The 25,409-nt window shown below is 71.1% G+C and carries 25 protein-coding genes; 9 read left to right on the top strand and 16 right to left on the bottom strand.

Annotated elements, in window-relative coordinates:
* Positions 1-7: 7 nt before the first annotated feature.
* A complete protein-coding gene (locus OG490_RS24205; RefSeq protein WP_330298376.1) occupies positions 8-1,885 on the top strand; it encodes an alpha/beta hydrolase in 1,878 nt (625 codons plus the stop codon).
* 77 nt (positions 1,886-1,962) lie between these two features.
* Entirely contained in the window at positions 1,963-2,427 is a 465-nt protein-coding gene (locus OG490_RS24200) for a hypothetical protein (RefSeq protein ID WP_330298375.1), read from the top strand.
* Positions 2,428-2,478: 51 nt separating this feature from the next.
* Here the strand turns inward: OG490_RS24200 and OG490_RS24195 are convergent, their stop codons facing one another.
* The 7 genes from OG490_RS24195 to OG490_RS24165 form a co-directional block, all read right to left on the bottom strand.
* Entirely contained in the window at positions 2,479-5,040 is a 2,562-nt protein-coding gene (locus OG490_RS24195; RefSeq protein ID WP_443065972.1) for a SpoIIE family protein phosphatase, read from the bottom strand.
* Positions 5,041-5,264: 224 nt separating this feature from the next.
* Positions 5,265-5,693, bottom strand: coding sequence for an ATP-binding protein (locus OG490_RS24190; protein WP_330298374.1), 429 nt, complete (start codon positions 5,691-5,693; stop codon positions 5,265-5,267).
* 150 nt (positions 5,694-5,843) lie between these two features.
* Positions 5,844-6,260 carry a (deoxy)nucleoside triphosphate pyrophosphohydrolase gene (locus tag OG490_RS24185; protein ID WP_330298373.1) on the bottom strand — a complete coding sequence of 139 codons (417 nt, stop codon included), beginning with the start codon at positions 6,258-6,260 and terminating at the stop codon, positions 5,844-5,846.
* Positions 6,261-6,301: 41 nt separating this feature from the next.
* Positions 6,302-6,505 carry an SPOR domain-containing protein gene (locus OG490_RS24180; RefSeq protein ID WP_330298372.1) on the bottom strand — a complete coding sequence of 68 codons (204 nt, stop codon included), beginning with the start codon at positions 6,503-6,505 and terminating at the stop codon, positions 6,302-6,304.
* 160 nt (positions 6,506-6,665) lie between these two features.
* Positions 6,666-8,351, bottom strand: a complete 1,686-nt coding sequence (locus OG490_RS24175; protein WP_330298371.1) for a purine-cytosine permease family protein — start codon at positions 8,349-8,351, stop codon at positions 6,666-6,668.
* Between the two features lie 117 nt (positions 8,352-8,468).
* Positions 8,469-9,221, bottom strand: a complete 753-nt coding sequence (locus OG490_RS24170; protein WP_330298370.1) for a GntR family transcriptional regulator — start codon at positions 9,219-9,221, stop codon at positions 8,469-8,471.
* A 149-nt stretch (positions 9,222-9,370) separates the two neighbouring features.
* Positions 9,371-10,546 carry a DUF4190 domain-containing protein gene (locus OG490_RS24165; protein ID WP_330298369.1) on the bottom strand — a complete coding sequence of 392 codons (1,176 nt, stop codon included), beginning with the start codon at positions 10,544-10,546 and terminating at the stop codon, positions 9,371-9,373.
* Positions 10,547-10,752: 206 nt separating this feature from the next.
* On the opposite strand from OG490_RS24165, the gene OG490_RS24160 reads away from it, so the two are divergent.
* Positions 10,753-11,868, top strand: a complete 1,116-nt coding sequence (locus OG490_RS24160) for a pyridoxal-phosphate dependent enzyme (protein ID WP_330298368.1) — start codon at positions 10,753-10,755, stop codon at positions 11,866-11,868.
* 61 nt (positions 11,869-11,929) lie between these two features.
* On the top strand, positions 11,930-12,823 hold the full coding sequence (locus OG490_RS24155) for an EamA family transporter (protein WP_330298367.1): 894 nt from the start codon (positions 11,930-11,932) through the stop codon (positions 12,821-12,823).
* A gap of 42 nt (positions 12,824-12,865) precedes the next feature.
* Here the strand turns inward: OG490_RS24155 and OG490_RS24150 are convergent, their stop codons facing one another.
* From OG490_RS24150 to OG490_RS24135, 4 genes are all read right to left on the bottom strand, one after another.
* A complete protein-coding gene (locus OG490_RS24150; protein WP_330298366.1) occupies positions 12,866-13,657 on the bottom strand; it encodes a trypsin-like serine peptidase in 792 nt (263 codons plus the stop codon).
* On the bottom strand, positions 13,654-14,826 hold the full coding sequence (locus OG490_RS24145; RefSeq protein ID WP_330298365.1) for an alpha/beta hydrolase: 1,173 nt from the start codon (positions 14,824-14,826) through the stop codon (positions 13,654-13,656). The genes OG490_RS24150 and OG490_RS24145 overlap by 4 nt, the downstream gene beginning before the upstream one ends.
* A gap of 223 nt (positions 14,827-15,049) precedes the next feature.
* Entirely contained in the window at positions 15,050-16,111 is a 1,062-nt protein-coding gene (locus OG490_RS24140; RefSeq protein ID WP_443065971.1) for an alpha/beta hydrolase, read from the bottom strand.
* Between the two features lie 322 nt (positions 16,112-16,433).
* A complete protein-coding gene (locus tag OG490_RS24135) occupies positions 16,434-16,871 on the bottom strand; it encodes a MarR family winged helix-turn-helix transcriptional regulator (protein ID WP_330298363.1) in 438 nt (145 codons plus the stop codon).
* A gap of 80 nt (positions 16,872-16,951) precedes the next feature.
* Here OG490_RS24135 and OG490_RS24130 point away from each other — a divergent pair, with 80 nt between their 5' ends.
* Complete coding sequence (locus OG490_RS24130; protein ID WP_330298362.1) at positions 16,952-17,986, top strand: SMP-30/gluconolactonase/LRE family protein; 1,035 nt, start codon at positions 16,952-16,954, stop codon at positions 17,984-17,986.
* Between the two features lie 78 nt (positions 17,987-18,064).
* On the opposite strand, the gene OG490_RS24125 is transcribed toward OG490_RS24130, so the two are convergent.
* Positions 18,065-18,706 (bottom strand): response regulator transcription factor, encoded by a 642-nt coding sequence (locus OG490_RS24125; RefSeq protein ID WP_330301042.1) that lies wholly within the window; start codon positions 18,704-18,706, stop codon positions 18,065-18,067.
* Positions 18,707-18,732: 26 nt separating this feature from the next.
* A complete protein-coding gene (locus OG490_RS24120) occupies positions 18,733-20,022 on the bottom strand; it encodes a sensor histidine kinase (RefSeq protein WP_330298361.1) in 1,290 nt (429 codons plus the stop codon).
* 109 nt (positions 20,023-20,131) lie between these two features.
* Between OG490_RS24120 and OG490_RS24115 the strand changes: the two genes are divergently transcribed.
* Positions 20,132-21,994, top strand: a complete 1,863-nt coding sequence (locus OG490_RS24115; RefSeq protein WP_330298360.1) for an FtsX-like permease family protein — start codon at positions 20,132-20,134, stop codon at positions 21,992-21,994.
* Between the two features lie 282 nt (positions 21,995-22,276).
* On the opposite strand, the gene OG490_RS24110 is transcribed toward OG490_RS24115, so the two are convergent.
* Together OG490_RS24110 and OG490_RS24105 are read right to left on the bottom strand one after the other, a co-directional pair.
* Complete coding sequence (locus tag OG490_RS24110) at positions 22,277-22,531, bottom strand: Txe/YoeB family addiction module toxin (protein ID WP_330298359.1); 255 nt, start codon at positions 22,529-22,531, stop codon at positions 22,277-22,279.
* Positions 22,528-22,809, bottom strand: coding sequence for a type II toxin-antitoxin system Phd/YefM family antitoxin (locus OG490_RS24105; RefSeq protein WP_330298358.1), 282 nt, complete (start codon positions 22,807-22,809; stop codon positions 22,528-22,530). The genes OG490_RS24110 and OG490_RS24105 overlap by 4 nt, the downstream gene beginning before the upstream one ends.
* A 243-nt stretch (positions 22,810-23,052) precedes the next feature.
* On the opposite strand from OG490_RS24105, the gene OG490_RS24100 reads away from it, so the two are divergent.
* Complete coding sequence (locus tag OG490_RS24100) at positions 23,053-23,322, top strand: type II toxin-antitoxin system Phd/YefM family antitoxin (RefSeq protein ID WP_019434848.1); 270 nt, start codon at positions 23,053-23,055, stop codon at positions 23,320-23,322.
* Positions 23,315-23,578 (top strand): type II toxin-antitoxin system RelE family toxin, encoded by a 264-nt coding sequence (locus tag OG490_RS24095; RefSeq protein ID WP_330298357.1) that lies wholly within the window; start codon positions 23,315-23,317, stop codon positions 23,576-23,578. Before OG490_RS24100 ends, OG490_RS24095 begins: the two co-directional genes overlap by 8 nt.
* Before the next feature lie 134 nt (positions 23,579-23,712).
* On the opposite strand, the gene ychF is transcribed toward OG490_RS24095, so the two are convergent.
* Positions 23,713-24,801, bottom strand: coding sequence for a redox-regulated ATPase YchF (ychF, locus tag OG490_RS24090; RefSeq protein WP_330298356.1), 1,089 nt, complete (start codon positions 24,799-24,801; stop codon positions 23,713-23,715).
* 134 nt (positions 24,802-24,935) lie between these two features.
* Between ychF and OG490_RS24085 the strand changes: the two genes are divergently transcribed.
* Complete coding sequence (locus tag OG490_RS24085; protein ID WP_443065864.1) at positions 24,936-25,409, top strand: DUF6542 domain-containing protein; 474 nt, start codon at positions 24,936-24,938, stop codon at positions 25,407-25,409.

Genomic DNA, 25,409 nt, shown 5'->3' with positions numbered 1-25,409 from the left:
CACGCGCATGGACTATGCAACGTTGAAGGCGCTCAAGCCGTGGGAGTTCGCGGAGGCGGCCGACGGATACCAGTCGGTCAGCGCCATGGCCGACCACGCCTACGGCAGCGCCGAAGGACAGATCACCACGCGGCTGCGGGCCGGACTCAGCGGGGTCGCCGTGGACGCCGCACTGGAGCAGCTACGGGGGCTGGCGAAGAACTTCCACTACACGCAGGTCGAGTGCGGTCTCGCCGCGACCTCCCTCAACGCGCTCGCCGCCTCCTTCACCGAGGCGAAACGGAAGCTGGATGCGGCCGTCGGCGACGCCGAGGCCCAGAAGTTCTCCGTCGGAGCCGACGGCTCGGTCAGTTTCCCGCCCGGCGGGACGGAGAAGGACGGCAAGCTCCCCGAGGGCGGCACGGTCTCCGGTAGCGCCAAGGGCAAACCGTCCGGGAACGTCATCGACCCCACCAAGGACGCCAACGACCTGTCCGCCGCCCTGGAGCGGCAAGCGGCGAACATCCACCCCAACCCGAACTTCGGCAAGGCCGTGGAGATAGCCAACCGGATCGCCCAGGCCGTCGCCGAGGCCACCGAGGCCGACACCCAGTGGGCCCCGGGCCTGCGCAAGCTCAAGGCGGACGACGACCTCGTCGTCTCCGACTCCGACTGGGCCGACGTCCAGGGCGACACCGCCGATGTCAGCAGCGGCGCGAAGGACTACCTCAGCCACATCAAGCCCCCGCCGCCGAAGGGCAGCGACCCCCGGTTGAACGCCGAATGGTGGAAGGGCCTGTCGGAGGAGGAGAGGGAGGCCTACATCACCCTCCAACCGGCGAGCATCGGAGCACTGGACGGGCTCCCGGCGGACGTCCGCGACAGTGCCAACCGTACAGTCCTCGCGGAGACGCACGGCGCCTACCAGACGGAGCTGAACGGGATCCCCAAGGAACCTCAGCCCAAGTACCACTACGTCCAGCACGGGCGCGCATGGATGCGCGAAGAGACCGACGAGTGGAGCGCCTGGAGCGACAAGTACGCGGACAGGAAGGCCCATCTGAAGGACCGCCTGCAGGGCATGGACGTCATTCAGAAGCGCTTCGACGAAACCGGCAACCGCGGACTGCCCGACGCATACCTGCTCGGATTCGACGCCGAGGCGAACCACGACGGACGCGTGATCCTGGCCAACGGGAATCCGGACACCGCGGACCACACGGCCATTTTCGTGCCGGGCACGAAGACGACCCTCGGGAGCATCGAGGACGAGGCGGCGAAGAGCGATGCCCTGTGGCGCGAGACCTCACTGCGGACGCCCGGACAGTCGGTGTCGACCATCACCTGGTTCGACTACGACGCCCCGGACACCATCCCCCAGGCCACCCACGACCAGTACGCCGAGAAGGGGGCGCCGACCCTGCGGCGGTTCCTCGACGGCACCGAGGCGGCCCATCAGTCGGCCGGCGGCGACGGCCACACGACGCTCATCGGCCACAGCTACGGAACCACGCTGATCGGCGACACGGCGAAGTACCGCAGCCCCTACGCCGACACCTGGTGGTCTGATCCCCTGCCGGTCGACGATGTGATCGCGATCGGCAGCCCCGGAATGCAGGCGGACCATGCGGCGGACCTCGGCTTCAAGCCGAAGCACACGTGGGCCATGGAAGGCGGGGGCGACGACAACTTCGTCACGGGCGGCGGTCGACTCATGGGGCTCGGTGACAACGGGATCATTCCCACCGACGAGACCTTCGGCGCCAACAAGATGAAGAGCGATTCCCCGGGCCACGGGAACTTCTGGGACGAGGAGAACGGCGAGCCGTCTCAGAGCCTGCTGAACCAGGCACTCGTTATAGCCGGGCAGTACGAGGATGTCGACCTGGAGAGGAAGGCCGGCTAGTGGATCGAAGGAACAGGCGTAACGTCATCGCACTGGCGCTCTTGGGCGCCCTGACCCTCACCGCAGGATGCTCTTTCATGGACGACGAAACCTCCACCAAGCGCGAGTACGACCCCCAGCAGCGCAGCCACCAGGAAGTGGAGAGGGAGGTCGGCGACCTGTCGAGCAGAGCCCTCGACCTGACCCAGGTCAAGGGCAAGGTGACGGACGTGGGACCGGTGACCTATCCCTGCGGCACGAGCGACGAGAAGAAGAAGGGTCTCCGCTATGTCCGGCACGTCTGGTCCGTTTACGGCGTGGACAACGACAACCTCGACAAGGGCATGAAGAACCTGGGCGCCCAGCTGCCGGAGAACGGCTGGAAGGTCGTGAAGAACGGCCCGAACACCAATACCGAGAGCAAGCGGATCGAGGTCTTCGCCGTCCACGAGACGACGCACACCCAGCTCGAGGCCACCTGGCTCAAAGGCTCTAACGGAAGCGAGCCGCTGATCACCTTCGCCGTGTACTCCCGGTGCTTCCGCGACACCGACCCGAAGTGACCGCCTGCCCCCGGACCCGGCGGGTCCGGGGGCAAGGCCCCGCAGCCCCGCTCAGCCGTACATGCCCAGCAGCTGCTCCGCCGAGAGTTCGGCCACCGACTCGGCCACCGCGCCCGGGAGCGGGAGTTCGAACCAGACCGTCTTGCCCCGGTGCGTGCGCCGGGTGCCCCAGCCGGCCGACAGCAGGCCGACGAGCTGGAGGCCGCGGCCGCCCTCGTCCGTATCGCGCGCCCGACGCCGCCTGGGCTGAGCCAGGTTGGCGTCCCAGACCTCGCACACCAGGGTCCGGTCCAGCAGCAGCCGCAGCCGGATCTCGCCCTCGCCGTAGCGCAGGGCGTTGGTGACCAGCTCGCTCACCAGCAGCTCCGTGGTGTCGAGCAGCCCCTCCAGGCCCCACGCCGGCAGCTTCGCCCGCGCCAGTTCCCGCGCCCGGCCCACCGAGCGGGCCTCGCGCGGCAGCTGCCAGTCGCCGACGGCGTCCACCGGGAGGCCCTGGACCCGGGCCATCAGCAGCGCGATGTCGTCCTCCCCGTGCCGGGTGTCGAGGGTGTTCAGGACGTGGTCGCAGACCTCCTCCAGGGGCCGCGCGGGGTCCGCCAGCGCCGACCGCAGGCCGCGTAGGCCCTCTTCCAGGGGGTGGTCCCGCGATTCGACCAGGCCGTCCGTGTACAGCGCGAGCATCGCGCCCTCCGGGAGTTCGACCTCGACCTCCTCGAAGGGCTCCCCGCCCACGCCCAGCGGCAGTCCGGTCGGGATCTCCAGGAGCAGCCCGGGCCGCGGCTCGGCGCCCTCCTCGGCCGGTTCCACCAGGACGGGCGGCATGTGGCCCGCGTTCGCTATCGTGCAGCGCCGCGTCACCGGGTCGTACACCGCGTAGACGCACGTCGCGAGGTACACCTCCGAGCGGTCCGCGTCCCGTGAGTGCAGGGCGGCCCGCGAGGCCTGCTGGGAGCCGCCGGGGGCGCCGAGCCCCCGGGCGATCTCGTCCAGCGCGGTGAGCACCTCGGCCGGTTCCAGGTCGAGCAGCGCCAGGGTCCGTACCGCGGTGCGCAGTTCGCCCATGGCCACGGCGGCCCGCAGTCCCCGGCCCATGACGTCGCCGACGACCAGCGCCGTGCGGTGGCCCGGCAGCTCGATGACGTCGAACCAGTCGCCGCCGACCTCGGTGGCCGCGTTGCCCGGCAGGTAGCGGCAGGCGATGTCGAGCCCGGCCGCCTCCGGGTCGCCGGGGGGCAGCAGGCTGCGTTGCAGTATCAGGGCGCGCTCGTGTTCGCGCCGGTAGAGCCGTGCGTTGTCGATGCAGACGGCGGCGCGTGCGGCGAGTTCCACGGCGACCGCCCGGTCCCGTTCCCCGAAGGGTTCGCTGCCCTTGGTGCGGGAGAACTGCGCGAGTCCGACCACCGTGTCGTGCGCGACGAGCGGGACGACGAGCGTGGACTGGACGAGGTCCCCCGATTCCGGGCCGCCCCCTTCCACCAGCCGCGGCCGCGCCGTCCGCAGCGCGAACGCCCCCGGCGACCCGGCCGGATACCGGTGGACCTCTCCTACGGAGACCAGCGCGCCCGGACCCGACAGCGGCGCGTCCGACACCGCGGAGGCGAAGGCCACCCGCCGCAGCGGCGGCGAGGGCGCCCGGCCGGGGCCCTGGCCGGGCAGGCTGGGCACGCCCGGGCCCTGGGGCCGGGCGGGACGGTCGTCGTCGCCGAGGAGCAGCCCCTGGTAGAGGTCGACGGCGGCCAGGTCGCAGAAGCCGGGGACGGTGACGTCGAGGAGTTCGCGGGCGGTGGTCTCCAGGTCGAGGGAGTTGCCGATGCGGTGTCCGGCCTCGTTGAGCAGGGCCAGGTTGCGGCGGACCCCGGCGGCCTCGCGGGCGGCGAGGTGGCGGCGGGTGACGTCGATGCCGATGCCGGCGACCCCGATGGGGCGGCCGGTACCGCCGTGGACCCGGTAGAGGTTGATGGACCAGTGCCGGTTGTCCCGGCTGCCGGGGGCGGATCCGGCGATCTGGAGATCGGTGACCGAGTCGCCGGTCTCCAGACACCTTCGAAGTGCGTCGGCCATCCGGTCGGCCTCGTGCGCGGGCAGGTAGTCGTGGACGGTGCGGCCGCGGTGTTCCTCGGCGTTGCCGCCGAACACGGTGGCGAAACGGCGGTTGGCGCGCTGCACCGTGAGGTCCGTACCAAAGAGCAGGAAGCCGAAAGGAGATTGACCGAATATCGCCTGGGAGGCCGCCAGATCGGATTCGATCCGCCGCAGCGCGCGTACGTCGACCACGACGCAGAGCGCGGCCCGCTCCGAGGATTCGGTGTGGGTGGGCATCACATAGATCTCGGCGACCCCGTGCGCCCCGTCCCCGCCCGGGATCCGGAAGGGGACCAGGCCGGTCCATTCCTTGCCGTCGAGGATCTCGGCCACCCGGCGGTGGCCGCCGGCGCGCAGCTCCGGAGGCATGAAGGCGTCAACCGGGTCGCGACCCACGGCTTGTGCCGGGGTCAGCCCGAAGAGTTCTTCGGCGCGCAGACTCCACTGGTCGATGAGGCCGTCCGGCCCGATCGAGAAAGAAGCGACCTTTATGTAGTCATATATCGAGCCAGGCGGGCTGCTGTGCCACAAGGAGTCGTGCCAGGTCTCCCTGGGCACCTCCTCGGGCACACGGGCCTGATGTGCCTGTACAGGTATCTCGCTCACGCGACCGTCCCCTCCAGCTCACCGCAACCGGACCGGCCATGACCGAAGTATTCAGCACCACGGCCCCCTACGGCACGGCCTTCGCGATCACAAAAGGATCCCGTTGTTTTCCAGCCATGCCGTGTGATCGTCGGCTGCCCTTCACCTTGTTACTCACCAGGAAGAGCCAACTCGAACCACACGGTCTTGCCCGACTTCCCGTGCCGGGTCCCCCAGCGCTGTGCCGAGACGGCCACCAGGTGGAGTCCGCGCCCTCCCTCGTCGTCGGGTCGGGCGACGCGCTCGCGGGGCGGATCCGGAAGCGGATCGGAAACCTCCACGAGAAGTGCCGGACCCGCGACCACGTCGGCGACGGCCGGATTGCGCCGTACCAGCCGGACCCCGATGGGGCCCGAGGCGTAGCGCAGCGAGTTGGTGACCAGCTCGCTGACCAGCAGTACGGTGACGTCGCCCATGGACTCCAGGCCCCAGTCGCGGAGGGTGCCGCGCACCGCGTGGCGGGCGGTGCGGACGGCGCCGGGTTCCGCCGGGAAGGCCCACTCGGCGCATTCACCGTCTGTGTCGATCACGCCGATCACTTCCCGGGCCGGCTGGCGACCCCAGTCCGTTCGACAGGGACAGAACCACGGGGGACAAGTACAAGATAGGGATTAATACCGACATACCCGATATTCGGGGCGTCGTACCACTCGGTCCCCCACGGACCGGCGCACTGTGGCGCAGACGGCCTAGAGCGTGCGCGTCACGCGCCCCTGTGCGCGGAGCCTGCGCCCAGCCTCGGCGACCGCGGGCCGGTCCTGGTCGAGCCAGTCCACCGAGTCGAGCTCCTCGGGGCCGAGCCAGCGCAGCTCGTCGTGGTCCTCCAGCGCGACCGGCTCACCGGAGAGCAGTCGGGCCGTCCACACGTGCAGGACGAGTCCGGGCCGCAGCGGCCACTCCCCCGGGATCCGCTCCAGCGCCTCGGTCTCCACGCCGAGCTCCTCGCGCAGCTCCCGCACGAGCGCCTCGGGTACGGATTCGCCCGGCTCGGTCTTGCCGCCCGGCAGCTCCCAGCGTCCGGCGAGCTCCGGCGGCGCACTGCGCCGGGCCGCCAGCAGCCGCCCGTCATGACAAAGGGCTCCGCCCACGACCACTCGTACAGTCATGGGCGGAGCCTATGGCAGCGGCCTCGCGGCCGCCTCATTGCTCAGTTCATCGTGGCGGTCTGGCTGGTGGTGGTGCCCTGGACGAGGCGCTCGATCCAGTAGAGCTGCTTGTGCCCTCTGCCTTCGAGGCTGTCGGCGACCTTCTGGGCTTCGGCACGGGTCGCGTACCGGCCCACCCGGTAGCGGTTGCCGTTGTCGTCCTCACGTATGACCAGCCACGGGAGCAGGGCACCGCTGTCGTTCATTGCGTTTCACCCTCCGCCGACGTACCTGCCCGGGAAACCGCATTGCGCATATGCCCGAGCTTACGCCCGACCCTTACGCAGCGGATACGGTTTTTCACGAAGAGGTACCTCCCAGGCGTACGCATCCGGCCATGCGTACGACTGTGCCGTGCGCGCCGGTTCAGACCCGGCGCACGGTCGGCATCGGAAGGATCACCGCCCCGCCCCGGGGCTGCTTGCGGCAGACGTCCCCGCAGGTGGCGTCGAGGGAACAGCAGAGCGAGCAGATCGGGCCCGACTGGACCGGGCAGTCGGCAACGTCCGGCAGTTCGTACGCCGTCTCGCAGACCGAGCAGAGGTGCGTGGCGGTGACGTCCTCGACCACCACGTCCGGGCCGTTGACGGTGTTCGGCCTGGCCAGGTAGTACTTCCCCTTCGTCGCCCACGCGATCAACGGGCAGAGGGCGAGCGCGAGTCCGGCCGCGATGAAGGTGGAGAAGGCCTCGGCGTATGTCCCGAAAAGGCCGAAGAAGGCGAGGATCGAGACGGTGGAGGCGATCACCATCGCGCCGAAGCCGGCCGGATTGACCGCGTACAGGTACGCCCGCTTGAACTCGATGTACGGCGGGCTGAGCCCGAGCCGCTTGTTGATCACGAGGTCGGCGGCCACGGCGGCGATCCAGGCGATGCCCACGTTGGAGTAGAAGCCCAGCAGCTTGCCGAGCATCGCGAACATGTTCATCTCCATCAGCGTCAGCGCGATGGCGAGGTTGAGGAAGATGTACCAGACCCGGCCCGGGTGGCGGTGGGTGATCCGGGAGAAGAAGTTCGACCAGGACAGCGAGCCGCTGTACGCGTTCGTCACGTTGATCTTGATCTGCGAGACCACGACGAAGAGCGCCGCGACGGGCAGCGCGAAACTGCCGAGCCAGGGGCGCAGCGCCTCCAGCTGCGGGGCGATCGGCTCCAGGGCGTGCGTCTTGCCCACCGCCTCCAGGGCGACGAAGGCGAGGAAGGCGCCGCCGAGCTGCTTGGCCGCGCCGATGATCACCCAGCCGGGTCCGGCGGCGAGCACGGCGAGGTTCCAGCGGCGGCTGTTGGCCGGGGTCTTGGCGGGCATGAACCGCAGGTAGTCGGCCTGTTCCCCGATCTGGGCGATCAGCGAGAGCGCGATACCGGTGCCGAAGCCGAAGCCGATCCACGAGAAGCCGGAGCCGGCCCCCTCCGTCCCGCCGAAGTGTGTGAACGCACCCCATGCGTCGGGGGCTTCGAAGGCGAGCACGAGGAAGGGCAGGACCAGTCCGATCAGCCAGACGGGCTGGGTCCAGGCCTGCACCTTGGCGAGGGCACCCATGCCCTTGAAGACGATCGGGATGACCACGAGCGTGGTGAGCAGGTAGCCGATCTGGACGGGCAGGCCCAGGGCCTGGTGCATGGCCTGGGCCATGATCGAGCCTTCGAGGGCGAAGAAGATGAAGGTGAAGGAGGCGTAGATGAGGGAGGTGAGGGTGGAGCCGAAGTACCCGAAGCCCGCGCCCCGGGTCACCAGGTCCATGTCCAGGCCGTACGTGGCACACGCGCGGGCGATGGGGATGCCGGTCAGGAAGATGACGGCGGCGGCCGCCAGGATCGCGGCGGCCCCGCTGGTGAAGCCGTAGGCGAAGACGATGGAGGCGCCGATGGCGAAGTCGGCGAGGTAGGCGATGCCGCCGAGGGCCGTGCCGGCGACGGTGGCGGGTCCCCAGCGGCGGAAGGAATGGGGCGCGTAGCGCAGCGAGTAGTCCTCGCGGCTCTCGTCGGCGGCGAGTTTGGCGTAGCTCCTACGGGGTGGTGCGGGGGCCGGAGCGGGGGTGACGGTATCGGTCATACCGCCGGACCGTAGGACCCCGCTGTGACGGGCCGTCACCCTCCGGCATTGCCCTGGGGTTACACCGGCCCGCCCCGCGTCACTCCCGCGTTAACAGCCCCGCGTCCGACTGTCCGCTCAGCGGACCGGCAGGTGGTAGGAGAGCCGGTACCGGTCGGCCGGGACGACCACGTCGGCGGTTTCGACGGCCCGGCCGGAGGCGAAGTACGTGCGCCCGATCACCAGCACCACATGGCCCGGTACCCCGCCGAGCAGCAGGTTCTCCTCCGCCAGCCCGGGTCGTGCGCCGACCTCCTCCACCACGTTGTCCACGACCACGTCGATGGCGGCCATCCGGTCGACGACTCCGGCGCCCCCGAGCGGCCCTTCCTCCGGCAGCATCACGGGTGAGCGGCCCGTCACGGTCAGCGGCTCCCAGGAGGTCGACAGCATCATCGTCTCCCCCGCGTCGCGGAAGACGTACCGCGTGCGCATCACCCGCTCGCCCGGTTCGATGCCGAGCCGCTTGGCGATGTCCGCCGATGCCTCGACCTGCTCGCTGTTCGATTCCCAGGTGCCGCGTGCGCCCGCCTCCGCCTGCTCCTGCCGGAACGGGGTCGAGGCTCCGCCCGCGCGGTAGCCGGAGCGGGCCACCCGGCGGGGGACGGGCTGCTCGCGCACGTACGTACCGGACCCGGACCTGCCTTCGACCAGGCCTTCCGCCATGAGGACCTTGCGCGCCTCCAGGGCCACGGTGTCGGAGACCCCGTACTCCTCGCGGATCCGGGCCTGTGAAGGGAGCCGGGCGTGCGGAGGCAGGGACCCATCGACGATCTTCCGTCGCAGATCCCCGGCGACGCGCAGATAGGCCGGCTGCTCGCCGAATGTCACTGGCCACTCCCATCAGGTTGACAGACAGCTACACCCTGGCAACCGACGGTTGTACACCGCAAGCAAGGGCCAGAGTTTCACCCGAAGTGATGAAGCCAGGTCACTCAAACCCCTTACCGCGCGTTACCCCTCAATACCCCGCAATACGATCATGCGGCTTCCACGGCCGGCCCCGCGCTCGGCCCGCCCGATCCGTCGGATCCGTCGGATCCGTCGGATCCGTCGGATCCGTCGCTCCCGGAGTCGTCCAGCCACTCCGGGACCGTCGTCGACAGCCCGTACGCCCCCCGCAGCACCTTCTCCGGACCGAAGGGCATCTCGGCGACCGCCCGGTCCCACGCGGAGTCGAACTCCTGCGCGTCCTTCGCGGCGGCCGCCCTCAGCCACTGCTTGCGCGCCGCCTCGACCCGCTCCTTCTGCACCGCGGCCGGCCCGGCCGTCTGCGGCCGCCCCTTCGCCTCGTCCAGCACCCGCGACTCCCCGGCCAGGGCCTGCTCCACGTCCCGCGCCCACGACCGGTACTGCCCGAGCGCGTCGCCCACGTCCGCCCCGGGCGTGCGGCCCAGCACCTGGTCCACCTCGTTCGCCGCGTGCAGGAAGGCCACCTGCTCGGGGTTCAGCATCCCGGCGTCCTTGCGCAGGCTGCCCTTGTGCTCCTGCTCGGACGTGCCGATCACGCAGACCACCCGCCGGTCGCCGTCCGCCCAGCTGTCGCGCGAGGGGGCGAAGTAGTACATCCCGGCGTACGGGGGCAGCGCCCACGTGTCCATCGCGTACGAGTCCTGGGCGCGCCAGCACTCCTCCGTGGCCGACTGCTTCAGCTGCTCCACGCCCGGGAAGCGCTGCTCGCTCATCGGGGTCGCGGAGGTGACCTCCGCGTCGTGGACCTCCGTGCAGGCGATCCGGTACGCGAAATGGGCCTCGTCCAGCAGGTCCCCGCCGGGCGTGTTGAAGCAGTCCCCGGTGCGCAGCTCCGACATGTCGACCAGCTCGCCCTCGACGTCCTCGTAGGGCTCCAGCACGTCCGATGCCCGGACCCGGTCGAAGAGGGGGCTCACGACCCGTTCCGCGACGAGGACCATGATCAGGGTCATCGCCACCGATGCGGCCAGACCGCAGACGGCGAGCGCCTTGCCGCGCTCGCCCTTCTTCGCGATCTGCACGAGGGCCACGATCCCGAAGACGATGCCCAGCGGCGGGAAGCAGAGCAGCCCGACGAGCAGCGAGGCGAGCGCGAAGCCGTTGAGCGCGGGCGGACCGTACCCGTAGGGCGGCGGGGGCGGCGGCGCGGCGGGCCAGTGGTGGGGCGGCGGCGGGGTGCTCACGGGGTGCGGGGCTCCATCAGGCATGGCGGTGACGGCGACGGAAGTGTTCGCTTCGGCGTACGCGCGAACGAATGCGCGAATAGTAAGCGGAGGGCGTTCCTGCGGAAAGGCCGACCCCTCGTCAGATCCCCGGACGCGTAACATCCGTAGCCCGGCGCCGCATCCGTCTCCCGGGGCGGCCGCGATCGAGCAAGGGAACTCCTCCCATGACGCACGGCCTGCCCGGCTACCTCTGCCCCGAAGACGGCACGCGCTCGGACGCGCGCACCGCGCCCTGGTGCTGCCCGGTGTGCGACGGCCCGTGGGACCTGGACTTCACCCCCGATCCGGCCGCCCCCCTGGAACCGGCGGCCGGCCCCAATTCGCTCTGGCGCTACGGCTCCGCGCTGCCCCTGACCGGGGCGTTCGGCGTGACGCTGGCCGAAGGGAACACCCCACTGGTACCGCTGGCGGAGCGGGTGCACGCCAAGCTCGACTTCCTGATGCCGACGCTGTCCTTCAAGGACCGGGGCGCGGTGATGCTCGCGGAGCTCGCGCGGCGGCTGGGGCCGGAGCGGGTGGTCGCGGACAGCAGCGGGAACGCGGGGACCGCCTTCGCGGCGTACTGCGCGCGGGCCGGCCTGCGCTGCGAGGTCTTCGTGCCGGAGGGCACCTCGCAGAAGAAGACGGAGCAGATGCGCGCGCACGGCGCGGCGGTACGGGTGGTCCCGGGCGGGCGCGAGGCCGCGGCGGTGGCGGCCCGCGCCGAGGCCGACCTCCCCGGGGTCTTCTACGCCAGCCACGTCTTCAACCCGTACTTCCTGCACGGCACGAAGACCTACGTGTACGAGGTGTGGGAGGCGCTCGGCGGGCACCTCCCCGAGGTGCTCGTGGTCCCCGTCGGCAACGGCACCCTGCTGCTCGGGGCCGCGCTGGCGGTGGAGGAGCTGGCCCGCCGCGGGGTGCGCCCGCCGGTCCTGATCGCCGTCCAGTCCGAAGCGGTGGCCCCGCTGGCCGCGGCCTTCCACGCGGGCGCCGAGGACGCGGAGCCCGTGGCCCAGCTGCCCACCCTGGCCGAGGGCATCGCCATCCCCGCGCCGCCGCGGGCCCGGCAGATCCTGGCGGCCGTCCGCAAGTCCGGCGGGACCTTCCTGACCGTCCCGGACGAGCGGATCCGCGCGGCCCGGCTCGACCTGGCCCGCCGCGGGCTCTTCGTGGAACCCACGGCCGCGGCCTGCTGGGCCGCGGTGGGCCCGACCGCCCCCGACCACCCCCTCCAGGACCGCACCGCGGTGCTCCCGCTGTGCGGCGCGGGAGCCAAGTCGGGGCCGGCGGCGGGCTGACCGGCCGTCCATTCCCCGGAATGCCCGATGGCTGCATCGTCCACCCACATAGGCTCCGATCATGCCCACCTCAACGGCCCGCGTCTGGATCGCCCTCGGCCTCGTCTACGTGGTCTGGGGCTCGACCTACCTCGGCATCCGGGTCGTCGTCGAGACCATGCCGCCCTTCCTCTCCGCCGGCGCCCGCTTCATCGCCGCGGGTGCCCTCCTCGCCGCCCTCGTCGCCTGGCGCCACGGCCCCGCCGCCCTCAAGGTCAGCCGCGCCCAGCTCGGCTCGGCCGTCCTGGTCGGACTGCTCCTGGTCCTCGGCGGCAACGGCCTCGTGGTCCTCGCGGAGACCTCGGTGCCCTCCGGCCTGGCCGCCCTGCTGGTGGCCGCCGTCCCGATGTGGCTGGTCCTGCTGCGCGCCGGTTCCGGCGACCGCCCCTCGCCCCGCACGGTGGCCGGGGTGCTGCTGGGCCTCGTCGGCCTCGCCGTCCTGACCAGCCCGGGGATCGGCGGCGAGATCGGGATCGGCGGGGTGCTCCTGGTGCTCGGGGGCTCGGTCCTGTGGTCGCTGGGCTCGTTCTCGTCCGCGAAGCTGCCGCTGCCCGCCGATCCCTTCACCGGCAGCGCCTACCAGATGCTCGCGGGCGGGGCCGGCCAGATCCTCGTCGGGCTGCTGCGCGGCGAGCAGCACGGCCTGGACCCCGGCTCGTACTCCACAGCCTCGTGGCTGGCGCTGGCCTACCTCGTCCTGATCGGCTCGCTCGTCGGGTTCACCGCGTACGTCTGGCTCCTGCGGGCGGCTCCGCTCTCGCTCGTGGCCACGTACGCCTACGTGAATCCGGTGGTCGCCGTCGCGCTGGGCTGGCTCATCCTCGACGAGGCCCTGACCTGGCCGATCCTGCTCGGCGGCGCGGTCGTGGTGGCCGCGGTGTGCGTGATCGTCAGCACGGAGCGGCGCAGCGGCTGACCGGCCGGTCCTCCGCGGGCGGCACAGGAGCCTGTCGGGCCCTCAGCCCTTGGCCGCCCGCTCGTACAGCGCCTTGGCGCGGCCGTCGAACAGGGCCGCCGTCGAGTCCACGTCCGTGTCCCCGCCGCTCAGCACCCCGATCAGCTCCCCCGGCCGCCCCGCGCCGACCCGGTCGGCGATCCAGGGGCTGCCGCTGGTCCCGGTCCAGAACCCGGAGCAGTTGATGTAGAGCATCGCCGGGTCGTCCTCGTCGTGGCGGCTCTGCGTCGTACAGGCGACGGGCTTGTTCTGCGGGTTGTGCGTGGCCTCGGGGTAGCCGACCACCGTCACCTCCCGGTCGTAGCCGGAGGTCCAGGCGGGCTTCGCGGCCTCGTCGCGCCCGACGACGTCCTGGACGCTGCGCCCGTCCGCGTCGGGTTCCACCGTGAGGAAGGCGAAGTCGGCGGTGTCGTCGCCCCACTTCGTCCAGCGGTCGTCCACGTGGACGGAGCGCACCTTCCACACCCCCAGGGGCTGCTTCCCGGCGCCCTCCCCGGTGAACGCGGGGGCGAAGGCCAGCTCGCCGATGGCCAGCCCGTCGTGCGCGACCTCGCCCGGCTGCCCGTCCTCGCCGGCGGGGGCCACGCAGTGCGCGGCGGTGGCGACGACGTTGCCCTGCGGGCTGTCGACGACGCTGGCCGTGCACCAGTGCTCACCGTTGGCCATGAGCACCCCGACGGTGGGGAACGGGAGCACGTGCCGGTCCTCGTAGCCTCCGGAGGTCTTCACGAACACCACCGCGAGCACCGCGCTGATCCCCGCGACGGCAGCGATCCCCTTGACCCCGGGGCTCATCGCCCGGAGGCGTCGTTCACGCGGGCGCCCCGGGCCTGCTCCGGGCTCGCCCCCGCCGTGGGCTTCGTCGCGGGCTGCTTCGCGGGCGTGGGCGCCGACATCACCTTGCTGATCCACTCCAGGGAGCCCTCCCTCATGCCTTGCACGTACGTCTTTCCGTTGTGCTCACCATCCTGGATCACCTGGAGCCGGGTGTGCACAGGGCCCTTGCCGTACTCGCGCATGAACTTCTCGGCCTTCTCGCGGCCGGTCTCCTTGGTGCCGATCTGGAAGCTGATGTAGACGTCCGGACCGCCCGCCGCGATCAGCTTCGCGGCCAGCTTCTCGGGGTTGTTCTCGTCCATGGCCTGCGTGTTCCCCTTCCACAGCGGGGAGTCGGGGACGATGTCCACTCCGCTCGCGATGACCGCCTTGAAGCGGTCGGGGTACTTCAGGACGTGCTTGAGGGCTCCGAAACCGCCCGAGGAGGAGCCCATGAAGGCCCAGCCGTCGCGGGAGGTGAAGGTGCGGAAATTGGCCTTCGTGAAATCCGGGATGTCCTCGGCCATCCAGGTGCCCATCTTGGGCTGGCCCGGGATGTCGGAGCCGTCGTAGTGGTGCTTGGTGTCGGCGTTGATCACCGGCATGACGAGGATGAAGGGCAGGCTCGTACCGGCCTTCACCCCGTCGCTCACCACCTGCTGGAGGCCGAGCCCGGGGCCGGTGCCCCAGTAGTTCTTGGGGTAGCCGCGGCCCCCGGGCAGCGAGACCAGCACCGGGAAGGCGCTGTCCGCGTACGCCGGGTCGTCGTACTCCTTCGGCACCCACACCCACACGTCGCCCGTGAACCCGGACTTCTTGCCGGTCACGGTCGTCTGGGCGATCCGGGTGCCGTCCGGGAGCCGCGAGGTGAGGACGAAGTCGGCCTTCGGCCCGGTCGGCATGGACACGCCGGGCCTTACGTCGGCGGTGGAGGAGGCGGCCGTCTGGGACTTCCCGAAGGAGGTGGGACCGCCTATGTCCGAGAAGAGCCCGTATTTGTACGCTGCCGCCCCGCCGCCGGCGGCGAGGGTCAGCCCCAGCCCGCCGCTGATCAGGATCAGCCGCAAGCGGCGCCCCTGGCGACGGCCCCCGCCCGTGGTGGCCGCCTCGGTCGTGGCGCCGCTGTCACCCTGCTGGTCTTGGTGCACGGATTGCTTCCGTTCCTGCTCCGGCGCCCCCCGAGGAGCGCGGGTCGGACCGATTGGTCCCCCTTACATCCATAACAGAGGTATTAACGACCGGATGGGTTGCCTGGGACCGGTGGACGTGGGGAGGGCCACGTCCACCGGAGGCACCGCGCGCCGTCCCCGCCGTCTCCGGGGCGCGCCGCCGCTCCCCCGCGCGGGTGCGTCCGATCGCGGGGGCCGGGGGTCAGCCGGCCTCGGGCTTGGGGCCCTTCAGTACCTTGCTGACCCACTCCAGCGAGCCTTCCTTCATGCCGCGCACGTAGTGCCAGCCGTTGTGCTCGCCATTCTGGATGTCGCGGATGGTCGTCTTGACCGGGCCCTTGCCGTACGTCTGCTGGAACTTCAGCATCGAGGGCTTGCCGGACTCCTTGGTGCCGACCTGGAAGTTGATGTAGACGTCCGGGCCGTTGCTGTCGATCAGCTTCTGCGCAAGCTTCTCGGGGTTGTTCTCGTCCATCTCCGCCTGGTGGCCCTTCCAGAGCGGGGAGTCGGGAACGAGCTCGCCGCCACTGGCGATCACGGCCTTGAACTTGTCCGGGTGCTGGAGGAGCTGCTTCATGCCGACGAAGGCGCCGGAGGAGGAGCCCATGAAGGCCCAGCCGTCGCGGGACTTGTACGTACGGAAGTTGGCGCGGGTGAAGTCCGGGATGTCCTCGGAGATCCAGGTGCCCATCTTGGGCTGGCCGGGGATGTCGGAGCCGTCGTAGTAGTACTTCGCGTCCGGGTTGAGCACCGGCATGATCACGATGAACGGCAGGCTCGTACCGGCCTGGACGCCTTCGCTGATGGCCTTCTGGAGGCCGAGGCTGCGGTCGGACCAGTAGTTGGCCGGGTAGCCGTTGCCGCCGGGGAGGGCGATGAGGACCGGGAAGCCGCTCTTGGCGTACTTCGGGTCGTCGTACTCCTTGGGCGTCCACACCCAGACATCGCCCTCGAAGCCGGACTTGGCGCCCGCGAGGCGGGTCTTGGCAATGATCGTGCCGTCGTCGAGCTTGGTGGTCTGCTTGAAGGTGGCCGCCGGGCCCGTCGCGAGCTGTACGTCGGGGTCGCCGCTCGGCGTGGGCGAACTCTTCGGGGACTCGCCCGGGGTCCTCTGCCCGCCCTCCCCGCCCTGAGTGCCCGCGGCGGGCGGGGGCTTGCCGAAGCTCACCGTGGAGCCGTTGCCGGAGAACCAGTCCAGCTTCCAGGCGGCGAACCCGCCGCCGCCGAGGAGGACCGCGAGGGCCGTGGCCCCGCCGATCCACATCGCGCGGCGGGAGCGCTTGCGGCCCGGCTCCCGCGGAGGTTCGTACGACTCGGGGGGCACGGGAGGTCCGGGAGGAACCGGAGGCCCGGGATGCCCGGATATGTACCCACCCGGCGGGTAGGACGGGTACGGCTGTTCATCGGTCCGCGGGCGCTGCGGGTCCTGGTGCACGAACTTGGCTCCGAACGGTCATGACTGCCCCCCAGTGGGACAGAACGGACTGGGATCCCCTTAGTCCTGATGTGTGTATCCCCGGGGAAGTTCCAAAACAGCGTAAAAACATCACCGGAACGCAGGTCCTACGGAACCTGAACACTCCCGACTACCTCAGGGCGTCGAGCGCCTGCGCGCACCGCCCCAGCAGCTGGATCAGCAACTCCCGTTCCTCCCCGGTGAACTCGGCGGCGAGCCGGCGCTCCACCGCCACCGCCCCCGCGTCGGCGACCTCCATCACGGAGCGCCCCTCCTCGGTGAGCCGGGTCTCCAGGACGTTGCGGTGCAGTTCGTGCGGGGTCCGCTCGATGAGCCCGCGCTCCAGGAGGTTCTTCAGCACGGTGTTCATGGTCGGCGGAGTCACCCCGCACAGGCGCGCGAGCGTGGCGGCGGAGATTCCGGGCTTCTCGGAGAGCCAGAGCAGCGCGGCGTACTGCGGAACCGTTACTGCGGCCGGCTTCACCGCCGCGTTCTTGGCCCCGAGGAGCGCCTGCTCGGCGCGCTTGATGTGGGAGCCGATGCGCTCCTCGGCGGGCATGGAAGTCATTCCCCGATACTAAAGCCCTTGCATGCGTTAGAGCTCTAACATACCTTCGTGTTCACACAGACAGAAGAGGACGTAGTGCGATGACGAAGAAGCTCCTGCCCGCATCCCTGCTGACCGTGGCGATCGCCCTCACCCTCGGCGCGGCCCCGGCCGCCCAGGCCACGCAGGCCACGCAGGCCACGCAGGCCACGCAGGCCACGCAGGCCACTGCCCATGCCGACGGCCGGATCTCCACGGCATTCACCCTCCCCGGCGCGAAGGTCTTCCCCGAGGGCATAGCCGCCGACCCCCGTACCGGCACGGTCTACGTGGGCTCGTACACCGACGGCACCATCTACCGGGCCCGCTCCGGCGGGCGCACCGCCGAGGTCTTCCTGCCCTCCGGCACCGACGGCCGCCACACCGCGAACGGACTGCGCGTCGACGGGCACGGCCGCCTCTGGGTGACCGACTCCACCTCGGGCGTCTCGGTCTACGACACCCGCACGGGGGCCCGGCTGGCCCACTTCGAGATACCCGGAAGCGACCCGCGCTTCCTCAACGACCTGGCCGTCACCCCGGACGGCACCGCGTACCTGACCGACAGCGTCCGCGCGGTGGTCTACCGGGTCACCCCGGACCAGCTCGCCGCGGGCTCCGGCCCACTGCTGCCCGCGTACGACCTGAGCGGGCTGCTCAGCCCCTCCCCGGCGGGCAGCTTCAACCTCAACGGCATCACCGCCGACCCGGCCGGCCGCTACCTGCTCACCGTGGACATGACCGCGGGCGAGCTGTACCGCATCGACCCGCGTACGGGCGCCATCTCCCGCGTCGCCCTGACCGGCGGCGACCTGAAGACCGCCGACGGCCTCGACCTCGCCCCCGGCGGCGTCCTGCGCGCAGCCCAGAACATGAAGAACACCCTGAGCCGCTGGCAGCTCTCGGCGGACGGCACCCGGGCCCGCCTGGTCCGCACGATCACGGACCCGTCGCTGCAGATCCCGACCACGCTGGCCCAGCTCCCCGGCCGCACCCTGGTGGTCCGCTCCCAGTTCGACAAGGACGGCGGTCCGCTGCCCGCCCCCGGCGCCGGCGCCCCGACCACCTTCACGGTCGCCTCGGTCCGCGGGCTCTGAGGGGCCGGGGGCTGCGGGCTCTGAGGGGCCGGGGGCTGCGGGCTCTGAGGGGCCGCGCCCGTCAGCCCCGTAGGCCCGTCAGCCCCGTAGATAGGCCAGGACCGCGAGGACCCGGCGGTGGGACTCCTGCGCCGGGGGCAGGTCCAGCTTCATCAGGATGTTCCCGATGTGCTTGCCGACCGCCGCCTCGGAGACGGTGAGCCGCCGGGACACTTCGGAGTTCGAGTGCCCCTCGGCGATCAGGGCGAGGACCTCGCGCTCGCGGGCCGTCAGGCGCTCCAGCGGATCGCGGCGGCGGCGGATCAGCTGCCGGACGACCTCGGGGTCGACCACCGTCCCGCCGGCCGCCACCCGCGCGACCGCGTCGGCGAACTCCTCGACCTGCCCCACCCGGTCCTTGAGCAGGTACCCGACGCCCGTCCCGTCCCCGGAGTCGAGCAGTTCGGCGGCGTACGAGCGCTGTACGTACTGGGAGAGGACCAGGACGGGCAGGTCCGCCCGGATCCCGCGCAGCCGTACGGCGGCACGCAGCCCCTCGTCGGTGTGGTCCGGGGGCATCCGCACGTCGGTGACGACGATGTCCGGCCGGTGCTCGGCCACGGCCGCTTCGAGCTCCTCGGCATCGCCGACGGCGGCCACCGTCTCGTGGCCGAAGCGGGCGAGCAGGCCGACGAGGCCCTCGCGGAGCAGGACGGAGTCCTCGGCGAGGACGATGCGCAGCGGCCCGCGCCCGCCGGGGGCGGCGGTTACGGGGCCTTCGGTTCCAGCGGGGTGCAAGGGATCTCCACGCGCAGCAGGGTCGGGCCTCCGGGAGGACTGGTCAGGGTCAGTCTGCCGTCCACGACCGACACCCGGTCGGCCAGTCCGGTCAGCCCGCTGCCGCGCGCCGCGTCCGCGCCGCCGCGGCCGTCGTCCGCGACCTCCACGATCAGGCGTGCGCCGTCGTGCCGGCCGGTGACGGTGATCCGGTCGGCGCCGCTGTGCCTGGCCGCGTTGGCGAGGGCCTCGGTGACGAAGAAGTACCCGGCGGACTCGGCCTGTTCGGGCAGCCGGCCGGGAAGGTCGAAGCCCGTGTCGACGGGGATCGGCGAGCGGTCGGCGACATCGGCGACGGCGTCGGGCAGTCCCCGGTCGGTGAGGACCTGCGGGTGGATGCCGTGGATGAGTTCGCGCAGCGAGGTCAGCGCCTGGCCCGCCTCGGTGTGCGCGAGGGCGAGTTGCGCCGCGAGCGGGCTGCCGGGCGGGGCGTCGAGCCGGGCCAGGCCGAGGCTCATGGAGAGCGCGACGAGCCGCTGCTGGGCTCCGTCGTGCAGGTCCCGTTCGATGCGCCGGCGCTCGGCGTCGAAGGCGGCCGCCAGCCGGGCCCGGGAACTGGTCAGTTCGGTGACCTTGACGGCCAGGTCGTCCCGGCCGGGGGCCAGCATCAGCCGGGCCAGGGCCGCGCGGGCCGCCGCCAGCACGCCGATCCCGTAGAGGAAGACGGGGAGCAGCAGGAGTCCGGCGGCGGCGCACAGCAGGGCCGTCGGGTAGCCGGTGATCCCGTGGATCTTGAGGGGGTTGACCTGTTCGCCGTCGAGGGCGAGCAGGACGGGGGTGGCGAGGAGGTCGGCGGGGACGAGGAGCGCGCCGCCGAGGGCGAGGAGCTCCAGCGGCCACAGCACCGTGGCGGCGAGGACCGCGTAGCCCAGCTCCCGCCAGGTGGCCCGCTCGCGGAAGCGGGTTCCGGCCCAGGCCGTGGGCCCCGTACGGTCCGGTTCGCGGTGCGGGTCGGGCAGGGGCTCGGCGGCGGGGTCGAGGATCCGCAGCCGGCGGCGTTCGAGGGCCGCGTAGGGCACTCCGGTCAGTGCGAGCGCGGCCAGCAGCGGCAGGCCTACGAGGACGACGGCGAGCGCGGTCCCGGCGACGGCGAGCAGCAGCAGGGCGGCGCAGGCGGCGGCTCCGGTGACGGCGCCGGTGAGCAGGTAGCCGACGGCCCGCCACGGCCGGGCGGAACGGAGGTACCTGGCCGGGTCGGGGCCGAAGGGGGAGAGCGCCATGCGGCCACCGTAGGCGGCGGCACGGCGCGGCGCGGTAGTGCTGGCCCTACCTTCGCAACTCGCCCCTGCCCCGCTGACCGGGCGGGCCCGCGACGGTTGGCTGGGACGCATGCTGAAGATCGCGTCGAGGTCGCTGCGGCGGCGCTGGATGACACAGGTGGGGACGTTCGTCGCGGTGGCCCTCGGGGTCGCGCTGATGACGGTCATGGGGCTGGGGCTGGCGGCTGCGGCGGCGCTGCCGCCGGGGGCGGACGTGGTGGGCCTCGTCTCGCTGCTGGGCACGGCCGGCGGGGTGAGTTCGTTCGTCTCGGTGTTCGTGGTCGCCTCGACCTTCTCGTACGCCGTGGCGCAGCGGCGCCGGGAGCTGGGGCTGCTGCGGCTGGCGGGGTCGACGCCGGGGCAGCTGCGGCGGCTGGTGATGGTGGAGGCGGCGGCCGTGGGGCTGGCCGGGGCCGCGGCCGGCTGCGTACTGGGCACGGCGGGTGCGCCGCTGATGGCGCGCTGGACCGTAGGGCAGGGGCTGGCGCCCGCCTCGTACGTGATCGGGGATCAGAGCTGGCCGCTGCACACGGCGTTCTGGACGGGACTGCTGGTCGCGCTCTCGGGGGCCTGTGCCGCCTCCCGGCGGGCCGGCCGGGTCGGTCCGCTGGAGGCGCTGCGCGAGGCCGCCACGGACGAGCGGCCCATGACACCGGGCCGGTGGGCGGCCGGGGGCGGCCTGCTCCTGTGCGCGCTGGCCTTCGTCGGCTGGCGGCTGGGCTCCGATCCGGGCGACCTCCTCAAGCGCAAGACGTACACCTGGCAGCCGATGCTGCTGATCTCGGCCTGCGGCCTGCTGGCCCCCGTCCTCGTACGCCCCGTCGTCCGGCTGCTGATGTGGCTCCCGGCCCGGCTGACCTCCTACGCGGGCCGGCTGGTGCGGGCCAACGCCTCGGCCGGGATCCGCCGGACGGCGGCGGTGGCGGCGCCTGTCCTGGTGATGGTCGCGCTGACCGGCTCGCTGCTGGGCGCGACCGCCACGCTCACGGGGGCGAAGACGGTGGAGGCCCGCACCCGCACCTCGGCGGACTACGTGCTGACGGGCGGCAGCCTGCCCTCCTCGCTGCCTCTCCCGGGCGCGACGTCCCTGGCGGTGGCCGACACCAGCCTGACGGTCCTGGAGGAAGGCTTCGTGAAGGTCAGGTCGCAGGCCTCGGCGGTGGACCCGGCGGCGCTGGCGGCGGTCTCCACGCTGCCAGTGGTGGCCGGTTCGGTCGCGGACCTGGACGACGGGGGCATCATCGTCACCGAGGAGTGGTGGCAGCACCGGATCGGGGACCGGGTCCCCCTGTGGCTGGCGGACGGCACCCGCACCGACCTGCGCGTCGTGGCCGTCATGAAGACGGGCACGGGCGACAACGGCGCCTACGTCACCCCGCGCAACGCCCCCGGCGCGAAGGTCTCCCGCATCGAGGTCAAGTCCTCGCCGACGGCCTCGCCGACGACCTCCGCCTCGCTCCGTGAGGCGGCATCACGGCACGGAGCGACGTTGCGCACCACGTCCGACTGGATCGCGGACACCCACCCCCGCACGAACCGCTTCACCGTCCTCGGCTTCGTCCTGGTCCTCGGCATCGCCCTGCTCTACACGGCGATCGCCCTGGCCAACACCCTGCTGATGGCCACCTCGGACCGGTCCGACGAGCTGCGCCTGCTCCGCCTGGCCGGAGCCACCCGCACCCAGGTCCTCGCGGTGACCACCGCCGAGTCCCTCCTGGCGGCCGCGGTCGGCGCCCTCCTGGGCACGGCCGTCACCGCGCTCAACCTCACCGCGATGGGCGCGGCCCTGACGGCCCTGGGCGTGGACGCCCCGATCGCGGTCCCCTGGCTCCCGATGACCGCGGTCACCACCGCCTGCGCCCTCCTGGCAGCCCTCTCCACCCTCCTCCCGGCGACCCACGCCCTCCGCCGGGGCCCGGCGGTGGAGCGGTAGGCCCCGGCCCGGACCTCGTCCGGCCCGCTGCCACGTTCCGCTCATGACGAGAGGACGTAGTCCTCCCGACAGGGATGCCACCGCGGCCGATAGCCGGCTGCGGCAAGGCCAAGGGCCCACCTCCGAGGAGGCGGGCCCTTCTGACCTGCGTGTTCGCCAGGTCGGCGATGTGTTCTTGCTTCACCCGCTCAGACGTTGCAGCGGAACGTCGAGTACAGAGCTGCGACCTGCGGAAACGTCGTTCCGGAGGAACGTCTCCCAGCACCACCCCAGCACGGGCGGTCAGTAGTGGTACCGAGCCGCGAGAATGACGATCTCCTTGTCCGTCACCAGGTAGACGAGGCGGTGCTCGTCGTCGATGCGCCTCGACCACGTCCCGGGCAGGTGGTACTTCAAAGGTTCGGGCTTGCCGATCCCTGAGAACGGGTCACGCCTGACGTCCTCGATGAGCTTGTTGATCCGGGCGAGCATCTTGCGGTCGTTCTTGAGCCAGGACGTGTAGTCCTCCCAGCCCTGATCCTCGAAGACAAGCCTCACGCGGCACCCGTACCAGCGTCCGCCGACTCCGGATCGATCAGCTCGCGCTCCGACACGTTGATGTGGGCCAGGGCGTTCTCGTAGGCCTTCAGCAGCCGACGAGCGTTCGCCGGGGATCGCAGCAGGTACGAGCCCTCGCGCAGCGAGGCGTAGTCCTCGGCCGAGACAAGCACGGCATTGCCGTGCTTGGAGACGATCTCGATGGCCTCGTGGTTCTCGTTCACCTTCTTGATCAGCGGAAAGAGCTCTTTGCGGGCTTCGCTCGCGGTTATGGACATGTCCCGACCTCTTCCATCAAGTGGTACCTAATAACGTACCACTCTCGGCGTCTTTCAGGAGGGGGAGCGACTGATGGGCGGTCAGCCGTCCCGACACCGTCCCGGCACGGGGAAAAGCGACACGGTTCCGAAAGTGGCTATTCAGCACCGATCCAGCACGGTGCGGGTTCATCCAGCACATCCAGCACATCCAGCACCACGGGAGAGTGGTGTACACATGGCACACTCGGTACGCTTGAGCGCATGACGCAGCCGCTGCCCATAGAGTCCATCCGCGACGTGCGCGCCCACCTGGCGGAAGTCGTGGAGCGTGCGGACCGCGACGACGTACCCACGGTCATCACGCGTCGGGGCAAGGAAGTCGCCGCCGTCGTCTCCATCGAGGTGCTGCGCAAGTACCAGGAATGGGAAGAGCGCGAGATCAACCGGATCATCGACGAGCGCATGGCCAACCCGGCACCCGGCATCCCGATCGAGGACATCATGAGGGAGACGCTGGCGCGCGGTGAGTGAGTACCGGACCGTCTTCCGACCGGAGGCGCAGGCCGAGCTTCGGAAGATCCCTCGCGACATGGCGCTGCGCATCCTGGCCAAGCTGACCGAGCTGGAGAGCGATCCCCTCGGGTTCAACACCACCGCGCTCGTGTCGCAGCCGGAACGCCGCCGGCTGCGAGTCGGCGACTACCGGGTCGCCTACACGATCGACAACGGAGAGCTCGTGGTGTGGGTCGTCCATGTGGGACACAGGTCTACCGTTCACGAGATCTGATTACCGCTGACCCCGCGTCAGAATATCCAGCACCCATCCGGCACGGTGACGACGAAGGGGTCGGACTCGACAGAGTCCGACCCCTTCTGACCTGCATGTTTGCCACGTCAGCAACGTGGTGTTATTTCATCCGCTCAGACGTTGAAGCGGAACTCCACCACGTCGCCGTCCTGCATGACGTAGTCCTTGCCTTCCATGCGGGCCTTGCCCTTGGCGCGGGCTTCGGTGACCGAGCCGCATTCGACCAGGTCCGCGAAGGAGATGACCTCGGCCTTGATGAAGCCGCGCTGGAAGTCGGTGTGGATGACGCCGGCGGCCTCGGGGGCGGTGGCGCCCTTCCTGATGGTCCAGGCGCGGGTTTCCTTCGGGCCTGCCGTCAAGTAGGTCTGCAGACCCAGGGTGGCGAAGCCGACGCGGCCGAGGGTGGCCATGCCGGGCTCTTCCTGGCCGACCGACTGGAGGAGTTCGAGGGCCTCGTCGTCCTCGAGCTCGATGAGCTCCGCCTCCAGCTTGGCGTTGAGGAAGATCGCCTCGGCCGGGGCGACGAGCGCGCTCTGCTCGGCCTTGAAGGCGTCGTCGGTCAGCTCGTCCTCGTCCACGTTGAAGACGTAGAGGAAGGGCTTGACCGTGAGGAGGTGGAGCTCGTGGAGGAGGTCGCCCTGCTCCGTGCCCTTGGTGATGCCGACGGAGAAGAGCGTCGTGCCCTCTTCCAGGATCTTCTGGGCCTTCTCGACGGCCGCGAGGACCGCGACCTTCTCCTTCTGGAGGCGGGCTTCCTTCGTCAGGCGCGGGACGGCCTTCTCGATGGACTGGAGGTCCGCGAGGATGAGCTCGGTGTTGATGGTCTCGATGTCGTCCTTCGGCGAGACCTTGCCGTCGACGTGGACGACGTTCTCGTCGGCGAAGGCGCGGATGACCTGGCAGATCGCGTCCGACTCGCGGATGTTCGCGAGGAACTTGTTGCCGAGGCCCTCGCCCTCCGACGCACCGCGCACGATGCCCGCGATGTCGACGAAGTCGACCGTCGCCGGGAGGATCTTCTGCGAACCGAAGATGCCGGCCAGGACCTGGAGGCGCGCGTCCGGGACGCCTACGACGCCGACGTTCGGCTCGATGGTGGCGAACGGGTAGTTGGCCGCCAGCACGTCGTTCTTGGTCAGGGCGTTGAAAAGGGTCGACTTGCCGACATTCGGCAGGCCGACGATTCCGATCGTGAGCGACACGTTGGCGACTTCCCGTAGCTGGAGGGGGCGGCGGCCCGGTAGTGGGCCATGGATCAGTTTACTTTCCGATGAGGGGGCACGGATGTACGCGTGTCCGGGCACGCGATCGGCGGCCCCCCGCCTAGTTTTGGGGGGTGGAGCGATACAAGGCGCGTACGGTACGTCACCCAGCGGAGCGGCCCCCCGCGGCCCCTGGCCGGGAGGCGCTACGACGCCTGCCGCGCCCGCGGCTGACCGGGCTCGGCGGCGGGCTGTTCGCGTGCGCCGCGATGTTCGTCGTCGGCGGCATCGACTGGCTGCTGTTCGACGCCTCGCTCTTCGCCTACGGACTGCTCTTCCTGCCCGTGGCGGCCGCCACCGCCCTGTGGGTGCGCCCCGCCGACCTGATCACCGCCCCGATCACCGCCCCGATCGCCTTCGCCCTCGGGGTGTGGCCCGTCTCCGGCGGCTCCGGTGGCTTCGCCGGGGAGATCATGGGGCTGGTGTCCGCGCTGTCCCTGCACGCCGGCTGGCTGTACGCCGGGACGCTCATCGCCGCCCTGATCGTGGTGGTGCGCAAGGCCGTGCTGATCGGGCGGCGGCGGAGCGTGCCCCGCCGCGTCGCCTGA

This window comes from Streptomyces sp. NBC_00503, assembly GCF_036346895.1.
Taxonomy (GTDB): domain Bacteria; phylum Actinomycetota; class Actinomycetes; order Streptomycetales; family Streptomycetaceae; genus Streptomyces.
Note: the sequence above shows the minus strand (reverse complement) of the source record. Positions and strands in the feature narration are given on the sequence as shown.